General features: G+C 55.7%; 13 protein-coding genes. 8 read left to right on the forward strand and 5 right to left on the reverse strand.

What is annotated here, in order from left to right; translation table 11 throughout:
- Positions 1-47 precede the first annotated feature (47 nt).
- The 3 genes from JXO50_09235 to JXO50_09245 all read right to left on the reverse strand — a co-directional run bounded on the left by JXO50_09235 (position 48) and on the right by JXO50_09245 (position 2,878).
- Positions 48-620: an aminodeoxychorismate/anthranilate synthase component II gene (locus JXO50_09235; protein ID MBN2333273.1), complete on the reverse strand. Its 573-nt coding sequence runs from the start codon at positions 618-620 to the stop codon at positions 48-50.
- Positions 621-772: 152 nt separating this feature from the next.
- Positions 773-1,993, reverse strand: coding sequence for a class I SAM-dependent methyltransferase (locus JXO50_09240; protein MBN2333274.1), 1,221 nt, complete (start codon positions 1,991-1,993; stop codon positions 773-775).
- A gap of 126 nt (positions 1,994-2,119) precedes the next feature.
- Entirely contained in the window at positions 2,120-2,878 is a 759-nt protein-coding gene (locus JXO50_09245) for an NYN domain-containing protein (protein MBN2333275.1), read from the reverse strand.
- Between the two features lie 168 nt (positions 2,879-3,046).
- Here JXO50_09245 and priA point away from each other — a divergent pair, with 168 nt between their 5' ends.
- The 8 genes from priA to oah all read left to right on the forward strand — a co-directional run bounded on the left by priA (position 3,047) and on the right by oah (position 13,241).
- Positions 3,047-5,515: a primosomal protein N' gene (gene priA, locus JXO50_09250; protein MBN2333276.1), complete on the forward strand. Its 2,469-nt coding sequence runs from the start codon at positions 3,047-3,049 to the stop codon at positions 5,513-5,515.
- A 154-nt stretch (positions 5,516-5,669) separates the two neighbouring features.
- A complete protein-coding gene (locus tag JXO50_09255) occupies positions 5,670-7,112 on the forward strand; it encodes a hypothetical protein (GenBank protein MBN2333277.1) in 1,443 nt (480 codons plus the stop codon).
- Between the two features lie 474 nt (positions 7,113-7,586).
- Entirely contained in the window at positions 7,587-7,811 is a 225-nt protein-coding gene (locus tag JXO50_09260) for a hypothetical protein (protein MBN2333278.1), read from the forward strand.
- A 192-nt stretch (positions 7,812-8,003) separates the two neighbouring features.
- Complete coding sequence (locus tag JXO50_09265) at positions 8,004-9,188, forward strand: thiolase family protein (GenBank protein MBN2333279.1); 1,185 nt, start codon at positions 8,004-8,006, stop codon at positions 9,186-9,188.
- A 57-nt stretch (positions 9,189-9,245) separates the two neighbouring features.
- Positions 9,246-9,989 (forward strand): SDR family oxidoreductase, encoded by a 744-nt coding sequence (locus tag JXO50_09270; GenBank protein ID MBN2333280.1) that lies wholly within the window; start codon positions 9,246-9,248, stop codon positions 9,987-9,989.
- Positions 9,990-10,147: 158 nt separating this feature from the next.
- Entirely contained in the window at positions 10,148-10,924 is a 777-nt protein-coding gene (locus tag JXO50_09275) for an enoyl-CoA hydratase/isomerase family protein (protein MBN2333281.1), read from the forward strand.
- Positions 10,925-10,957: 33 nt separating this feature from the next.
- Positions 10,958-12,046: a 6-hydroxycyclohex-1-ene-1-carbonyl-CoA dehydrogenase gene (had, locus tag JXO50_09280; GenBank protein MBN2333282.1), complete on the forward strand. Its 1,089-nt coding sequence runs from the start codon at positions 10,958-10,960 to the stop codon at positions 12,044-12,046.
- Between the two features lie 58 nt (positions 12,047-12,104).
- Complete coding sequence (gene oah / locus JXO50_09285) at positions 12,105-13,241, forward strand: 6-oxocyclohex-1-ene-1-carbonyl-CoA hydratase (protein ID MBN2333283.1); 1,137 nt, start codon at positions 12,105-12,107, stop codon at positions 13,239-13,241.
- A gap of 145 nt (positions 13,242-13,386) precedes the next feature.
- Here oah and JXO50_09290 read toward each other — a convergent pair whose 3' ends face one another.
- Entirely contained in the window at positions 13,387-13,731 is a 345-nt protein-coding gene (locus JXO50_09290; protein ID MBN2333284.1) for a hypothetical protein, read from the reverse strand.
- A gap of 35 nt (positions 13,732-13,766) precedes the next feature.
- A complete protein-coding gene (locus tag JXO50_09295) occupies positions 13,767-17,696 on the reverse strand; it encodes a hypothetical protein (GenBank protein MBN2333285.1) in 3,930 nt (1,309 codons plus the stop codon).
- Between the last annotated feature and the right edge of the window lie 21 nt (positions 17,697-17,717).

Genomic DNA, 17,717 nt, shown 5'->3' on the forward strand with positions numbered 1-17,717 from the left:
TGGGATTGAGGTGCAATGAGCTTCCTGAATGATTGGCAAAGGGTGGCTTACGGTGCCAGGTGAAGGAAATTATCCAGGATCTGCATGCCGGCTTTGGTCAGGATCGATTCCGGGTGAAACTGAATGCCCCAGACCGGCAGCTCCCGGTGTCTGACACCCATGATTTCCTGATCATCTGTTGCCCATGCGGTTATCTCCAGGCAGGATGGCAGCGAATGCCGCTCAATGACCAGGGAGTGGTAGCGGGTGGCCTCAAAAGGGTTGTCGATGCCGGCAAACAGCTCCTTGCCATGGTGGCCGATCAACGAGGTTTTGCCATGCATCACGCGGCCGGCCCGGACAACATGGCCGCCAAAAGCCGCGCCGATTGCCTGGTGCCCCAGGCAGATGCCGAGAATGGGAATTTTGCCGGCCAAGGCGGTGATGGCGGCGACGGAGATCCCTGCTTCCTTCGGAGTGCAGGGTCCGGGAGAGATGACCAGGCGGTCCGGCTGCAGTTCAAGCAGCCGGGCAACGGTCAGCTCATCGTTGCGGTAGACAGTGACCTGCTGCCCAAGGATTCCCAGGTACTGGACGATATTATAGGTAAAGGAATCGTAATTGTCGATCATCAACAGCATGGTATCTCATATCCTGGCATACTGACGCCACGTCAACGCTGAACTGACGAAGCGCCAGAGAAGAATTTTGTTTGATGCCGAAACCGTTGAGAACCGGCTGCTGCTTTGGGCGGATTCCCAGGCTCAACGCGTGGATGATATCCCCATAGTTCCTAATGGTAGATATGGCTGCGGGTCAATGGCAGGTCATTAACCAATCCCCGGGTAAAAGTCAACTGGTAAAGGTTGAGGTTGCCATGGAGAAAATTGACCGAACTGCCGTTGAGATACAGCCGCCAGCAGCGGATAAACTGCTCCACCGCATCGGGGTCTTCCTTGAACAGGGCGCGGATCGGCTGGAGTTTGCTCTCAAAGCGTTTGATCCAGTGCTCAAGGGTGAGATGGTAATGACGGCGCAGATTCTCCACCTCAAGGATGTCCAGATCTGCAGTTCCCATGAAACGGCAGATATCATACAGTTGCGGCAGCTCTCCACCGGGGAAAATGTAGGTGGTTATCCAGGCATCGGTGCCAGAGCCGTCATTTTTGCCGATTGTGTGCAAAAGACCGATCCCCCCGGGTTTCAGGAGTTTTTTAGCCTGGTCAAAAAAAGTCGAATAGTATTTCCTGCCCACATGTTCAAACATGCCGATGGACACTACCTTATCATAGGTTCCCGTGGCGTCACGATAATCCTGCAGGTGAAACGTAATCCGGTCGTCAACTCCGGCCCGCCGGGCCCAGTCGCGGGCATGGTCGAGCTGGTTACGGGAGAGCGTGTAGCCGGTGCCACTAATCCGGTAATGGGTGGCGGCATAGATCAGCATGCCGCCCCAGCCGCAGCCGATATCCACCAGCCGGTCACCGGGCTGGAGCTGCAGTTTACGGCATATATGCTCATATTTATCCTCCTGGGCTTTTTCCAATGACTGGTGGGGATCCTTGAAGTAGGCGCAGGAGTAGGTCATGCTTTCATCAAGCCACTCCTGGTAAAAATCATTGCCGCGATCGTAATGGAAGGGAATCGCCTGGCGGGCGCCTTTGGCCGAATTGAAGTTGCTGAGGCTGCCCCGCAGGGAGGAGAGCCTGGCAAGGCCCGGCAGCTGGCAACTCTCGTAAGCCGGTTCCAGTCCCAGTTTGATTACCTGCTGCAAGTTGCCGAAGACATCAATATCGCCGGCCATGTAGGCTTCGCCAAAGCCGAGTGATCCGCGGAAGAAGGTCTGCTGGACGGCTTTTTTGTTGTGAAAGCGAAGGGTGCAGCGATTGGCCTGGTCGGCCTCCCCCGGGCCGTACTCCCGTTTGTCTCCATCCCAGAAGATAACTGTCAGCGGTTCGGAAGTGTAGCGGCTGGCGAGAGAGTGGACCAGCTGCTTCAATGGTACCATGTCCATGGTTCAACCTCCTGTATCCAGTTAGCATAAAGGTGCATGCTCATCGGGAAAAGAGGCCTGAATCTTCATGGTTATGCCAGGCAGGGATGCCGTGTTCATCCGGACCTGCGGGCATCCCGGGGGATGCTACTTGGCAAACCCCTCAACGATCAGGGTGCCGCTTTTGGCGTCTTTTCTGACCTGCAGATAGCCCTGCTTTTCCGCATCTTTGAGCATTTCACTGAAAGAGCGATAGCCTAGAGATGATTCGTTAAAGGAGGGCCGTTTGCGCTGCATGGTTTGCTTGACCATCGACGACCAGAGAATTTCCTTGTTTTCCCGCATCAGCGCGGTAATGGAATCAAACAGCAGCTGGAAGGCTGTTCGTTTCTCATCGCTGATGTTGCCGGCAATCTTCGGCGGGGTCATCTCAGAGGCTTGTACCAGATCTTCGTAGAAGATAAACTCGTCACAATTGTCGCTCAGCAGTGGTGAGGTGCTTTCACGCATGCCGATGCCGATAACATGCTTGCCATTTTCCTTGAGCTTGGAGACCAAAGGGGAAAAATCACTGTCCCCCGAAACGATGACGAAGCTGTCAATATGCTCCTTGGAGTAGGACATGTCCATGGCATCGACACACAGTCTGATGTCGGCTGAATTTTTGCCGGTCATGCCCCGCTTGGGGATCTCCACCATCTCAATGGCGGCGGCATGGAGATGCTGTTTATACTGGCTGTAAGCACTCCAGTCAGCATAGGCTTTTTTAGCAATTACTTTACCCTTCTCCACCAGGCGGGCGAGAATGGTTTCCACCTTGAAGCCGTTCTTCTTCTTATCTTTGAATCCCAGGGCAAGATTTTCAAAGTCGATAAAGACCGCCAGGGTATGTTCGGTTTCTGACATGAGTTGGTTTTCTCCTTTTTTCTTCCCGGGGATTTTGTTAGGATGCCGGCAGTGCAAGACTACCGAATCTGGATGGCAGCGTAAAAGATGACGTTCACATGCCTGCGGACCGGGTGACGTTATACAAAATAACCAATAAATCATATTATTGCAAGGTTTGTTGATAAAATGTTCATGTTTGCCGATGTTGCCCTGAATCTGCCCTTGGAGACGCTCTTTACCTACATGGTGGAGGATGTGCGGATGGCGGCGCAGCTTGAGGTTGGCAAACGGGTTCTGGTGCCTTTCCGTGGCCGGCAGGTGAGCGGCTACCTGATTTCCCTGCGTGACCAGCCGCTGGCCAACCAGCAGGGAAATCTGCTGCCGCTGACGGCGGTTGTTGATCAGCAGCCCCTTTTTTCCCCGGCCCAGCTGGCGTTTTACCGCCGGGCGGCTGCCTATTATCAAACCCCTTTCGGGGTGGCACTCCATGCTCTCCTGCCCGGTGGATTGGCGTTTCGTTCCCGCCGGGACTATGTACTGACCGGCAAACCACTGCCGGTCAGCAGAGATTGCCGCCGTCAGGAACTGGCAGCGCAAGTGGTGAACCTTCTGCAGGGGAAAGGACCGCTGTCCGCTGCCGAACTGGAGGCGGGTCTGACTGGTTCAAAAGAACAGCTTGCCGCCATGCTCAACAATGGTGTCCGCCAAGGGTGGTTGGCGTCAGCCATCCAGCTGCTGCCCCCTCTGGCTCGGGAGCGGACCGAAACCATTTATGAAATCGTCAAGTCAACGGTTCTCCTTGCCCAGGTAGGGTCTGGGAAAATGCGGCCGGAAAAGCGGCAGCTGATGGCTGAATTTCTCGGGGGCAGCCCCTTTTTCAGTCGGCGGCAGTTTCTTCAGGCTTTCCCCGGCAGTAGCGGTGCCCTGCGTCGCTGGCAAGATCAGGAGCTGGTGGCAGCCAGGCAGATCCCCTGGTTCCGCACTTTGGCGGAGCAGGATGGCGATCAGCAATTGCCCCCTGTGGTTGTGTTAACCAAAGCCCAGGAGGAGCTTTATGAGCGGATGGTGCCGTCGGTGACGACCGGTTCCTTTTCCCCTTTTCTCCTCCATGGGGTGACCGGCAGCGGTAAAACGGAAATTTATCTGAAGCTGATTAAAAAAGTCCTGTCCCTGGGGCGGGGTGCACTGTACCTGGTGCCTGAGATTGCTCTGACCGTCCAGCTGCTGCATCGGATGATCCGTGAGTTTGGCGATCAGGTGGCCGTGCTGCACAGCTCCCTGGGTGCCGGCGAGCGTTATGACCAATGGCGGCGGATCAAAAGCGGTTCGGCAAGGGTGGTGCTCGGAGCCCGTTCAGCGGTTTTTGCGCCGTTGACCAATCTGGGGCTGATTGTTGTTGATGAGGAGCACGAACCATCGTATAAGCAGGAGTCGGCATTCCCCTATCATGGCCGCGATCTGGCGCTCATGCGGGCTCAGATGACCGGCTGTCCGGTGGTTATGGGGTCGGCAACCCCGGCGGTTACCACCTATTACGGTGCCATCTCCGGTCGCTATCGGCTCCTGGAGCTTCCAGAGCGGTTGGGGGGGGACAAACAGCTGCCCCGGGTTGAAGTGGTGGATCTGGGGGCCGGTAAACAGAAGCTGTTTGACTGGGATGGATTCAGCCCCCAGCTGCTGGAGCGGATGACCCAGGTGCTGGACACCGGTCGTCAGGTGATGCTGTTTCTCAATAAACGGGGGTTTTCCCGCACGCTTTACTGCCTGGACTGCGGTCATATGCCCTCCTGCCGTTCCTGCTCGGTGCGTCTGACTTTCCACAAAGAGATTGATCGTCTGGTCTGTCACTATTGCGGTCTGACGTTGCCGGCCCCAAAGGTTTGTCCCCAGTGTCATAAACCCCGGCTTTTTCCTTTGGGGGTGGGGATCCAGAAACTGGCCGAAACCCTCGAACACCATTTTCCGGCAGTGAAAATTGCCCGGCTGGACCGAGATACCACCCGGAAAAAAGGCCAACTGGCAGCCCTGATTCATGCCTTTGCCGGTGGTGAGTATCAGATTCTGCTGGGAACCCAGATGCTGGCCAAGGGACTTCACTTTCCCAATGTTGATCTGGTGGGGGTGATTTTTGCCGATCTTTCCCTGAATTTCCCGGATTTTACGGCGGCCGAGCGCACCTTCCAGCTGCTTACTCAGGTGGCCGGCCGGTCTGGTCGTGGTGATCAGCGTGGCCTGGTTCTCATTCAAACTCTCCTGCCGCGCCACTACAGTATTCAGTGTGCCGCCCGGCATGATTACCAGGGCTTTTTTGCCCTGGAATACCAGCTGCGGCAGGAATTGAAGTTGCCGCCGGCCAGCTATCTGGTGTTGATCCGAGCCCACGGCGCAGACCAGCAGCAGGTGGTTGCTCTGCTGGGTTCGATCAGGGATGAGGCCTGTAAGTACATAAGGGACAACGGCTGGAACGAGTCTATCGTGGTCATGGGTCCGGTGCCGGCCTCCGTGGTGAAGATTAAAAACCGTTTCCGCTGGCACCTGCTGCTGAAGGGAATCCAGAGGCCCCGCCTGCACCAGCTGGTTGGTCAACTGCGGCGGCTGCCCGGCGCCCGCCAGGTAACGGTCAGTATTGATATCGATCCCCTGTCATTTGCCTGAAAATGTTTGCAGAGTGTTTTTCAGGGGTTGTTGTGTTAATGCGTTATCGCATTCATTGGTAATCGTGCCGGCTGTTTGAATGTGCTGGACAGGGGTGGTGAAATGAGGGCGGTAGTGAGCCACGATAGTTGGAGAGTCGTTGCAGAAGTGCGGCATGGGTTGGGGGGCGTTGATGGTCAATGATCTGAATACCGGGAGAATACATCTAATCGGAATCTGCGGTACCGCCATGGCTGCGCTGGCCTGCATGCTGCAGGAGAAGGGCTGGCAGGTGAGCGGCTCGGATGCTGGCAGCTATCCACCCATGAGTGACATCCTGAATGCCCGTGGGCTTTCCTTTGTCCCCGGTTACCGTCCTGAACAGCTTGATGCCGGGTTGGATCTGGTAGTGGTTGGCAATGTGGCTGCCCGGCACAATCCCGAAGTTCAGCGGGCCCAGGAGCTTGGTTTGCCCTGTCGATCACTGCCGGAAGTGTTGTGGTCAGAGTTTCTCCAGCAGGCCACCACCCGGGTGGTGGTCGCCGGAACCCACGGCAAGACGACCACTGCTTCTCTGGCTGCCTGGGTGTTGCAGGCAGCCGGCCGGCAACCGTCGTTTCTCATTGGCGGTCTGGTCAATAATTTTGCCGCCAATTATCAGCTGGGATCGCCTTCGCTTTTTGTTTTGGAAGGTGATGAATATAATGCGGCTTACTTTGATCGAAAAGCCAAGTTTCATCATTATCGACCTACGCACCTACTGCTTACCGGGCTGGAGATGGATCATGCCGATATTTTCTCCGGCATTGAGGCTGTTGAAGAGGAGTTCAGGTGGTTGATCGCTCGAATGCCGGCCTCCGGAGTTATCGTGGCTGCGGCTGACTGTTCCCGTCTTGCCACGCTGCTGAAGGAAAGTCCCTGTCAGGTGATTACCTATGGTGACCATGAGGCGGCTGACTGCCGACTGCTGGATTGCCGGCCTCAGGGTGGCGGCTCCCTGCTTACCGTTCTTGGGGTTGATCGGCAGCCGTTTACCCTGCCGACGGCCACCATTGGCAGACATAACGCCGCCAATACACTGGCCGTCTACCTGTTGGCCAGAAATCTTGGGATCAGCCGGCAACAGGCGGCGGCAGGGCTGGAAAGCTTTGCCGGCGTGAAAAGGCGCCAGGAAGTGATCCAGTGTTGGCGGCAGACCATTTTCATCAGTGACTTTGCCCACCATCCGACAGCCATTGCCAAAACGCTTGAAGCTCTGCGAGCCCAGTATGGGGACCATAGGCTGGTGGCGGTTTTTGAGCCTCGGACGGCAACCAGCCGGCGCAATCTCTTCCAGCAGGAGTTTGCCCGTGCCTTTGATGCCGCTGATGAAGTCCTGATTGCGCCGGTGTACCGGGGAGAACTGCTGCCCGACGACCAGCGCCTCGATACGGTCCGCTTGGCCGCTGATCTTGCTGTTCGAGGGATCGCTGCAGAAGCGGCAGCCAGTGTTGAGGAAATTTTTGACCGGTTGGTTCGGGAGGCTGGGTCACCCCGCCTGGTGGTACTCATGAGTACCGGCGATTTTGCCGGCTTATATGCCCGGATTCAGGGTCTGGAAGTGGCGGTTGGGGTTTGAAGGGTAAGCGGGATTATTTCGTGCTTGGAGCGGTTTCCCGGCTGTTCCCGGGTTCATTCCTGCCTGTTTGCCTGCCGATGATCCCCGGCCGGCTCCAGGTGTGGTTACGGCCCCTTGCCTTTGCGGGTACGTGGTAAGTATCCGAGATTTGCAGGGACACTGTGCCCACGGTTGTCAGTTGCCATTGATCAGGTTATGGGACAGCTGGCCTCTGGGGTGTTGATCCTTGCTTTGTCAGCAGAAATTCACCTGGCATGGTGAAATTTTATCATCAGGATGCCGACTGAAGCCATGTTTTTTCTCCAGGCTAAGAGAGGTTTACAGCATGCTTTCTGACCCTGCAATGAATCGTATGGTGCTTTCGTCCGGCTGCATTCACTGGCTGGTTCGGGAAGGCTGGTGGCATATATATTGCACCCCTCCAGCCTCCATGGAAAAGCTGCAGGAGGAGAATGCTGCCTGGCAGGGGGTGCCATGACCAAGGGGGAAGAGCTTATCCTTGCTGGCTGGAGGCGGCAGTTCAGTGCCGCCGGCGAACGGCTGCAGCTGGCTGTCGAGTCTTATGAAGAGATGGGGCATGAAGTGATGCTGCTCGATCCCGTTGATGATCTTCCGGTAGCCGTCGGGAAGGCTGGCTGTCATGGCTGCAACGCAGGGGAAATTTCCGGATTGAAGGTTATTTTCACCAGAAAGGTCTGAACGTGGCAGGACATCGCCGATGGTTTTGTTGGCCGGTTGCGGCTACCTTTCACCAGCAACATGAAACATGCCGGGACGACCGAGGGGCTCTAGTTTTATTGCCATCTGCTTGTGGGCAAAGATATAGTAATGATTATGGCATGGATGTGATGATGCCGCCAACCTGAGAAGGAGAGCATGAGTATGCGCAAGATGACCGATGTGGTGTTTGTCAGCGCCGTCAGGACGCCGATGGGCAGTTTTGGCGGGACGCTGAAGGATATGATGGTATATGATCTTGGCAGTTTCCCGGTGCGCGAGGCGTTGAAACGGGCGCAGGTCGCTGGTGACGAGGTGGATGAATCCATTATCGGCAACTGCCGCCAAGCCGGCAATCATGTCAACCCGGGCCGGACGGTGGCTCTCAAGGGCGGTTGTGCCTCCTTTGTTCCTGGCGTTACCATCAACAAAGCGTGTCCGGCCGGCATGAAAGCGGTTTCCATGGCTGTCCAGCAGATTGTCATGGAGCAGGGGAATATCGTTCTTTGTGGCGGGATGGAATCCATGAGTACCATTCCCTATATGTTAAAGGGTGCCCGGTTCGGTGGTTTCAAGATGGGCGACCAGAAGCTGGAAGATGGCTGGGGTGATAGTTTTGATCCCATTGCCAAGGTTTCCATGGGGATGACGGCGGAAAATGTCGCGGAGAAATACGGCATCAAGCGGGAAGATATGGATCTCTATGCGGTTAATTCCCATAAGCGGGCGGATGAGGCCCGGAAAAACGGTTGGTTCGACGAGGAAATTATCCCGGTGACCATTCCGGCAACCCGAAAAAAGGCGGAGTATCAGTTTGCTGTCGATGAATCGATCAAAGCCGAGACCACGGTGGAAAAGCTGGCGTCCCTGAGGCCGGCATTCAAGAAAGATGGTATGGTGACTGCCGGCAATGCCTGTGGCTTGACGGACGGTTCAGCGATGCTGGTGGCCATGGCCCGGGAAGAGGCGGAAAAGCGGGGCGTGAAGCCGTTGTTTTCCATTGTTGATTTCACTCAGACGGCGGTTGAAGGCACCTACATGGGTGAGGGGCCGGGAGTTGCCATTCCCCGGGTTCTCAAGCGGGCCGGCATGACGTTGAAGGACATTGATCTGTTTGAAATAAACGAAGCCTTTGCTTCCCAGGTCCTGGGCAATGTGGCGATGCTCAACCTTGATCTTGACTGCCTGAATGTTCATGGCGGCGCCATCGCCTTGGGGCATCCCACCGGCTGCAGCGGTGCCCGGATCATCGTTTCTTTATACTATGCCTTGAAGCGGCTGGATAAGGAGTTTGGTGTTGCCTCCATTTGTGGCGGCGGCGGCGCAACGATGGCTGTCATCATGAAGCGGGAATCATAAACGAACGGCCAATGGCTGAAAGCTGAAGGTCATAAGGTTAAAGAGGAGTTGACGATGATTGACTTGACGGGAAAAGTTGCCGTTGTTACCGGCGGCAGCCGGGGGATTGGCGCCGATATCGCCAAGCTTCTTGGCCGGTTGGGGGCGAAGGTTGCAGTTAACTACAACAAGAGTGCCGACAAGGCGGAAGAAGTGGTGGCGGCGATCAAAGCCTTCGGTAGTGATGCGCTGTCCTGCCAAGCGGATGTGGCAAATTTCGATGACGCCCAGAAGATGATGGATCAGGTCAAGGAACGCTGGGGTACGGTCCATATTGTGGTTACCAGCGCCGGAATGAACTGGGACGGGGTAATCTGGAAAATGACCGCGGAGCAATGGCAGCGGGTTATTGATGTGGATCTCACCGGCACCTTCAATTTTATCCGGGCGGCGGCGCCCCTGTTCCGGGAGCAGAACTATGGCCGGATCATTACCATTACCTCGATTAATGGTCTACGGGGCAAGTTCGGGCAGAGCAATTATTCGGCCGCCAAAGGCGGGGTTATCGGACTGACCAAAGCGGCTGCCAAGGATCTGGGCAAGTATCAGGTGACCAGCAATTCAGTGGCACCCGGTTTTATCCTGACCGAGATGGGCGAAGCGATGCCCGATGAATTCAAGCAGATTGCCATCAATGAAGGAGTGATGAAAAAAGCCGGCAAACCGGAAGATGTGGCGAATCTGGTGGCTTTTCTCGCTTCTGATGCTGCCGGTCACATTACCGGTGAGGTTATCAAAGTTGACGGTGGCCAATACATTTAAGGGAGCGGTAAAAGAGGTACGGTCGACGGTATACGGAGAAGCTTAAAACCCTGAACCCGCAACCTTGAACCGTAAACAGTTTATGACTGTTAGGCATCTCAGGATCTGGAGCGGGATATTCATTTTTTCTAGACCATCAGGACGAAGGGGGAGTACCAATGGCTGATTATCAATGTATTACCTATGAGGAGAAGGGCGGCGCGGCGTATCTGACCATTAATCGCCCGCCATTGAACTGGCTTGATATTGCCACCATGCGGGAGATGAATGAAGCCCTGGACCAGGTGCTGGCGGCCGGTGCCGAACTGAAGCTGCTGGTTATCCAGGCGGCCGGCGAGAAAGCCTTTTCGGTTGGCGTTGATGTGGCCGACCATACCGAAGATAAAGTCGGGACCATGATCGGGGTTTTTCACGGCATTTTTCGCCGTTTGGACCGCCTGGAGATTCCCACTCTGGCGGCGGTCAAAGGCGCGGTGCTGGGCGGCGGCTGTGAAGTGGCCCTGTTTTGCGATATGATTGTTGCCGCTGAAAACATTAAAATCGGCCAGCCGGAAATCAAGCTGGCGGTCTTTCCGCCGATTGCTGCCGCCGCCCTGCCGGCGATCATTGGCTCGAAAAAGGCCTATGAAATTGTTCTTGGCGGTGACGCCCTGCGGGCTCCTGAAGCCCTGGCCTGCGGACTGGTGAACAAGGTAGTACCGGTTGAGCAGTTTGATGATGAAGTGGCTACATTTGTCAGCCGTTTTACCTCCCTGAGCGGTTCGGCCCTGCGGTCAACCAAAAGAGCACTCCGGGCGGCTGCAGGCAAGCCGTTTGCCGCCGCTCTTGATGCGGTCGAAGACCTGTATCTCAATGATTGTATGAAAAACCACGATGCCCATGAAGGGTTGAGTTCTTTTCTTGAGCAGCGCAAGCCTGAGTGGCAGAATAAATGATCTCACGCTGGCTGCCGTCAAAGGAGGTTGTCGATGTCTGAAATACCTGCAAAAATCCAGACCTGGCAGATGGTCAAGCCGGGGGAGATGGTCCGAACCGAGATTGATATGCCGGCGATCAAGGCCGGCGAGGTGTGTGTGAAAGTTGCCGGTTGCGGCATCTGTCATACCGATCTGGGATACTTCTATGATGGGGTGCCCACCGTCAATGAACCGCCCCTTACTCTGGGGCATGAGATCAGCGGCACGGTGATCGGCGGCGACGCCGAGATGATCGGCAAGATGGTCATCATTCCGGCGGTGATGCCCTGCGGCACATGCCAGATCTGCAAGGCCGGCCGCGGCAACCGCTGTCTGGCGCAGAAGATGCCCGGCAACAGCCTGGGGATCTATGGCGGTTTTTCCAGCCACATCGTCGTGCCTACCGATGGGGTGTGCGTTATTGAGGATCTCAAGGGGTTGCCTCTGTCCCACTATGCGGTGGTTGCCGATGCCGGGACGACTCCCTACCAGGCGGCGATCCGGGCTGAACTGGACAAACCTTACTTCCCCGAAGGTGATCTGGTGGTGGTTATCGGCGCCGGCGGCGGCGTTGGTACTTACATGACCCAGATTGCCAAAGCCATGGGAGCCCAGGTGGTGATTGCCGTTGATGTTGATGATGAAAAGCTGCAGCGGGCCTGCCAGTACGGTGCCGACCTGGCGATCAATGTCATGGGCAAAACGGCAAAAGAGGTGAAGGGGGAGATTAAAGCTTTTGCCAAAGAGCGGGGGGTGCCCCATAATTTCGGCTGGAAGATATTTGAATGTTCAGGCTCCAAGCCCGGGCAGGCGCTGGGCCTCGAGCTTTTGTCCTTCATCGGCAAGATGATCATCGTCGGCTTCAATATGGTGAAGCATGAATACATGATTTCCCGTCTGATGGCCTTTGACGCCGAACTGATTGGTACCTGGGGCTGCCATCCCAAATATTATCCGGCAGTTCTGGAGATGGTGCAGAGTGGCAAGGTGGCCATTGAGCCGTTTCTGGAAACCAGGCCCATGAGTACGATCAGGGAGTCCTTTGCTGAAGTGCATGCCAAACCGCTGCTGCGCCGGATTGTGCTGGAACCTGATTTTTAGGAAAAACAACCACAACCGTTTACCAAATAATAATGTGCCCAGAACAAGGAGTTGGACAATGGCTTTAGAGTGGATACCCCGTGAACACGGGAAAAAAGATCATGGCATGTGGCTTGATGCCCATTTTGGCAGCGAAAGTGAAGCGCCCTGTACCATCTACGAGAAGCGGCCGGTGCTTGATCCGCAGGGAAAGGTGATTGACGGCCTCTATACCGGCTGGATCATCCTCAACAACCCCAATCAGTATAACTCCTATACCACCGACATGGTTAAAGGGGTGATTGCCGGCTTCCAGCGGGCGTCGGCTGACCCCAGTGTCGTGGCGGCAATTTTTACTGCCGTGGGTGACAAAGCGTTCTGCACTGGCGGTAATACCAAGGAGTATGCCGAGTACTATAGCAAGCGGCCCCAGGAGTATGGCGATTACATGGACCTTTTCAACGGCATGGTCGATGCCATCCTGAACTGTAAAAAACCCACCATCTGCCGGATCAACGGCATGCGGGTGGCCGGCGGCCAGGAGATTGGCATGGCGACCGATCTTTCGGTGGCTTCCGATCTGGCTATTCTCGGCCAGGCGGGTCCGAAGCATGGTTCCGCCCCCGATGGCGGTTCCACCGATTTTCTCCCCTGGTATCTGGGGATTGAGGATGCCATGTGGAACTGTGTGTCCTGTGAAATGTGGAGTGCCTATAAGATGAAGCGGCTGGGCCTGCTCACCAAGGTGGTTCCGGTGATCAAAGAGGGTGATCAATGGGTCCGCAATCCGCTGGTGATTACTGACAGCTGGGTTCAAGATGGCGAAATTGCCTATGGTGAGTTCAAAACCGGGGCAGCTGCCAAGGAGGCCCGGGCCTATGTGAAGGAGGCCCAGATTGATTTGAGCCTGCTGGATGAGGCCGTTGATGAGATCGTCTGGAAATTTGCCAACCTGATGCCCCACTGTCTGATGAAGTCCGTCGATGGCATCCGGGCCAAGAAAAAATTCTTCTGGGATCAGATGAAGCTGCCCAATCGGCACTGGCTGGCGGCGAATATGAACTATGAGGCCTTCATGGGCTTTAATGCCTTCAACACCAAGAAGATTACCGGTCAGGATACCATCGACTTCATCCGTTACCGGCAGCTGGTCGCTGAGGGTGAAGAGCTGGGTGAAAAGCTCTATACCCAGGTTTTCGGTACCCCGCAGGAATAGCCAGGATGTCATGCTCTGGGAGTGCCCCAATCGAGCTTTGCCGGGTGCGGGCATAAAGAGAGCACATGTTTTAAGTAGCGTAAAAAAAGCCCTTTCATGTCGAAAGGGCTTTTTTTATTGTCTTAGCAATGTAGGTTGGGAAAGATTATTTTCCTTTTCCCGGCCCCCGGCAGGTTATCTTGATGATTTTGCCATCCGATTTCTGATAAGCGATGGTGGCGATGGTATGCCGGCCGGCCTTGCAGTCAGTGACCTGCTGGAGTAGCAGCTGGTTATCCTGGGGAACGTAGAGGGATTGGTAGCCATACTTGAATTTCATCTCCTTACCATCCTGGGTGTTGATTTTCACCCGATAGCGATCATTATGGAGGGTGATGCTGGTTATTTTGCCGGTTACAACTTCGTCAGTTACTGGAACGATGGCTGCCTGGCTCAGAACTGCGGTTGCAAGAAAGAGCAACATTGCTGCTAAAGATAGCAATTTTTTCATGTGTTGTTCTCCTTTAAACGGAATTGTTGCCTGCATTACTGACCAATCCTCTCCTGCCAGTTGATCATGTCAATGGCCAGCGGGGGCTGGGGAATGTTTGGTGAGCCGCCCCCGCCGGCGCCACCCAGCCTGCCGCCGACGCTGACAAAAGCGCCCACCTTGCCTTCCCGAATGACAATCTTTACCGGTGAGGGAATGGATTGGCCGATGGTCCGGTAGCGGTCGGTGAGGTCATAGGCGGCGTCATCGCCGGCATCATTGGCCGGGTTGTAGTTCAAGCCGGCGGTGCCGTTGCAGTAGTTCAGGCCGTAGACCCTGGCATCCCCCCGCGGGTCACAGGGGTCATCACCATAGGGAGTGAAACTGGTGAAGTAGGCGATGCCGTAAAAGATGACTGCCTCCGAGAGGATTTTTTCACCGAGATGATTTTCACTATCGGGGATTTCATCGAGGGCAATGTACCAGCCGGCGGAGGCCCGCAAAAGAGCCTGCAGGGCATCTTTTTCGGCATCGGTGGCGCCGGAATCGACATCCAGTTCGTCATCGGTGACATCCAGCAGATCAGCTTCGGTCAGGGGGGTGCCGGCGGTATGGGCATCAACAATGCCATAGATCCGGTTGTGAATTGTTGTTTCCATCGGTTTTTCCCGATCCCCGGTACCCACAAAAAGCATATAGGTCCGATAATCACGCAGGTCGCCGGAACCGTCGATATAATCGCAATCTCCCAGGAGGGTAACGGAGGGGGAATAGAACATCTTCCGGTCGCCGCCCGAAGTGAAGACCCGGTCGGGATCGGACCAGGTGTACGTGCTGTTGTTGTAGGAGATTTTCCAGATCTGGCCGCCGAGATCGGCAAAAAAGATATCGGTGAGATAGCCGTGGCCGTCGGTAATGACCTGGGGATCAGCGACGACGGCATAGGTCATTGTTTCGGTCGGATCGCCGGCTGTTGACGAGTAGGCAACGTTTTTTACCAGTGAGCCATCGTCGGGGTTGATGATGAAGATGCCCCGGCCCATGGTGTCATCGCCTCGAGGGTCATTGTCCTCTTCGGGGTCATAGCCGCCGCCAAAGACGGCGGCGGTGATCGTCCCGCCGGCGGTTTTCATCTTGGCCAGCTGGATCTTCGACCAGCTTTGGCCCAGTTCGGCAAAGCCGGCGGTGCCGTTGGTGATCAGCCATTCCTGGGTCCAGTTGTCAGGATCGGGATCGCTGATATCCAGGCCGTAGTAAGCCCGACCGCCCCGCCGCTCACCGGTGAGCAGCTGCAGGGGTTCGATGCGGCCTTGTGCATCAAACGTGTAGCGGTAGGTGGGCGGCCCGTCAAGGAAAAACAGAGGGGCGGGAGCGGTGATATCACTGGGATTGAGGAGCTTGAGGCGGATAAGCTGGTTTTCCGGGATGTAGGCCACCACCTCGCTGCCATCGTCGTTGTCAAAGACATGGAGCAAGCCGTCATTGCCGCCTATGACGATAAAGGTTTTAAAATTGCCGTCGGCATCATAGGGAGATGACTCATACTGGATGACCGTCGGGTTGGAGTGGATCATGCTGCCCAGGGGCCAATAGCGTTTTTCAACCGGGTAGTGATCCCCGCTGCCGTCCTCGTCATAGGTATAGCCATAGACGTAGTTGAAGATCTTGTAGCGTTCGCTGTCATCAGCGGCACCCAGTTGGGCGTTGGTGAATTCACCGGGGAGGAAATCTTCCGTGGAGCCGTCATTCATGAGAACTTTGATGTTCCGGTAGCTGTAGGGGTCATTCAGGCTGGAGGCATCCAGGGCAATTTTCAGTACCTGGCCGACGCCGCCCCTTTCCACCTCGCCGCCATCATCTTCAGTGCTCCAAAAGGACTGCGAGGTTTCAATAAACTCTCCATCGCAGTCCACCGCGTCATCGCCGTTGACATCCACAACCACCCATTCCTCTTCAGTCCGGTCAGGACAGCCGTTTTTCACCCTCTTTTCAAGTTTATATTTTTTCAGGTTGCCCGTCCAGCGGTCTACTCCCGGTTTGAAAAAGGCCATATAGAGTTGGTCGCCGCTCTGGGTCTTGTTGGAAGTGTCCACCGAGATAACCGGGGCGACGTAGGATGAGCTTTCAATGATCATCAGGGCAATGGCATAAAAGGCATTGATCAGCTGCTGTTTATTGTAAGCCGCCAGGTAGACACCGCCGCCGTCCATGGCCGCATCTTCCAAAAGCGGCAGCCCCTGGACAAAGCTGAGCATGTGACAGGTGATGTTGTTGACTGAAGAGGTGGGTTCATCCACTTCAGAGCGGTCGCGGAAGCTGTGGGTGTAGAGATAGTGGGCCACATCGTCGGTATAGTTGTCTACTACCGGAGGCTGGTAAGGGTCTGACTGCCAGCCGTCACCGTCACTGTCAGTGAACGTCAGGCCGTCGATCCGTTCCCAGTTATCATCGCCGGACGGGTAGCCGTCGGAGAGGGTGATGCAATGGTTGCTGGAGCATTCCGAATCCAGCAGATGCTCCTTCTTTTCAAAGTGGTTGAAGGTTTCCTGGAGGGCGCCGCCGATGGGTGATTCGCTATCCGGTTCCGGTTCGGCATTTTCCAGCTTGTTCACCAGGTTTTCCCGGCTGGCGTCATCGTTGGTGGTGGGGTTGACCGAAGGTTCCCAGTTCTCCAGCTGATTGGTGCTGTAGTGGTTGAAGGCCCAGTTTATCTTGCCGCGGGTCATCTCGATGACATAGACGCAAGCCTCCTGGACCACGTCGATGCGGCGCTGCATCTGGTAGCCGCTGGTGGCCAGGGTGTCATCCAGGTATTCGTAGCGGTCCAGCTGGAAACCCTTGTAGTTGTTGTTCTTGGTATCGGTTTTAAAGGTGATGTGAATTTCGTTGTTGTCTTCCAGGTCGTAGGGGCCAAACCAGATATCCGAGCCCAGATTGCCCCCCAGCTTGGCCAGCAGGTTGGGATTGGAGGTATCATAGCGATAGAGGGAGACATAATCCTTATTGGAGGATTCGGTAATCAGATCGTTGAAGTGGAATTTGATCTGGCAGTTATCCGAAGGGGCGTTAAGACTCCAAACCTGATCGGCCCCGCTACCGTAGACTGCAGGGTAGTTGCGGGACTCGATGCCGGTCAGGGGGACGGAGGTCCACTCCACATTGCTGTAGGTTCTGGTTCTCCAGGTCCGGTCGTCTTCATCAACGGTGCTGCCGGTGTAGAGATTGTACATCATCTGCATGTTGATCCAGTTGCCGGTGATAAAGAAATAGACATTGGCATCGCCGTCTTCCACCTGATCATGAGCGCCGGCGGTCACCTCCTCCATGCCGCTGAAATACCAGCCGGGGGCGTTGATCTGGCCGCCAAGGCCATGGTCGGTCATGGTGTTGTCTGGGTTGGGCCGCCAATCATGGAGCAGGACATCACGGTCCAGGGGCAGGCGATCGCCGTCCAGCAGGATATAGCCGTCACCATCCACCGTAATCCGCGGGGTATGGGTGCCGTCATCAGACAAGTTGCCGTTTCGGTCTATGTAGGTGTAGGTGTGGACGACGCTGCCGACGTACCAGATGTAATCGGGATCGCCCGGATCGCCGGTGGTGGTGACCCCGTTGACGGTGATCGAGACGCCAAGATTGCCTTTGATCAGCAGAATTTCATTCCGTGGATACTGGGGGGAAGTGCCGGGACCGCCGGCGGCGTAGAAATAGTTGCTGGTTCCCCCAACGCCGCCGGTGCTGCCGGCAATCAGGTCATAGTCGCCCAGCTCGGACGCTTCATTGTAGAAACCGCCGTAATCAACGGTGTGCTCGTAGACGCCGAAATCCATGCTCCAGGAGTTGTCCAGCAGGACGGCAACATTGGGAATGGAATTCATCTCGTAGATGTCGGTATCCAGGGCGATGGCTGGAGTATTGCTGAGGCCGAAGAGCAACAGCAGGAGACACAGGAGATAAAGGTGGCGGAAAGATCGTTTGGTCTTCATGGCAAAGCCTCCAGGGAGCAG

It is taken from the genome of Candidatus Anaeroferrophillus wilburensis, assembly GCA_016934315.1.
GTDB lineage: Bacteria > Desulfobacterota > Anaeroferrophillalia > Anaeroferrophillales > Anaeroferrophillaceae > Anaeroferrophillus > Anaeroferrophillus wilburensis.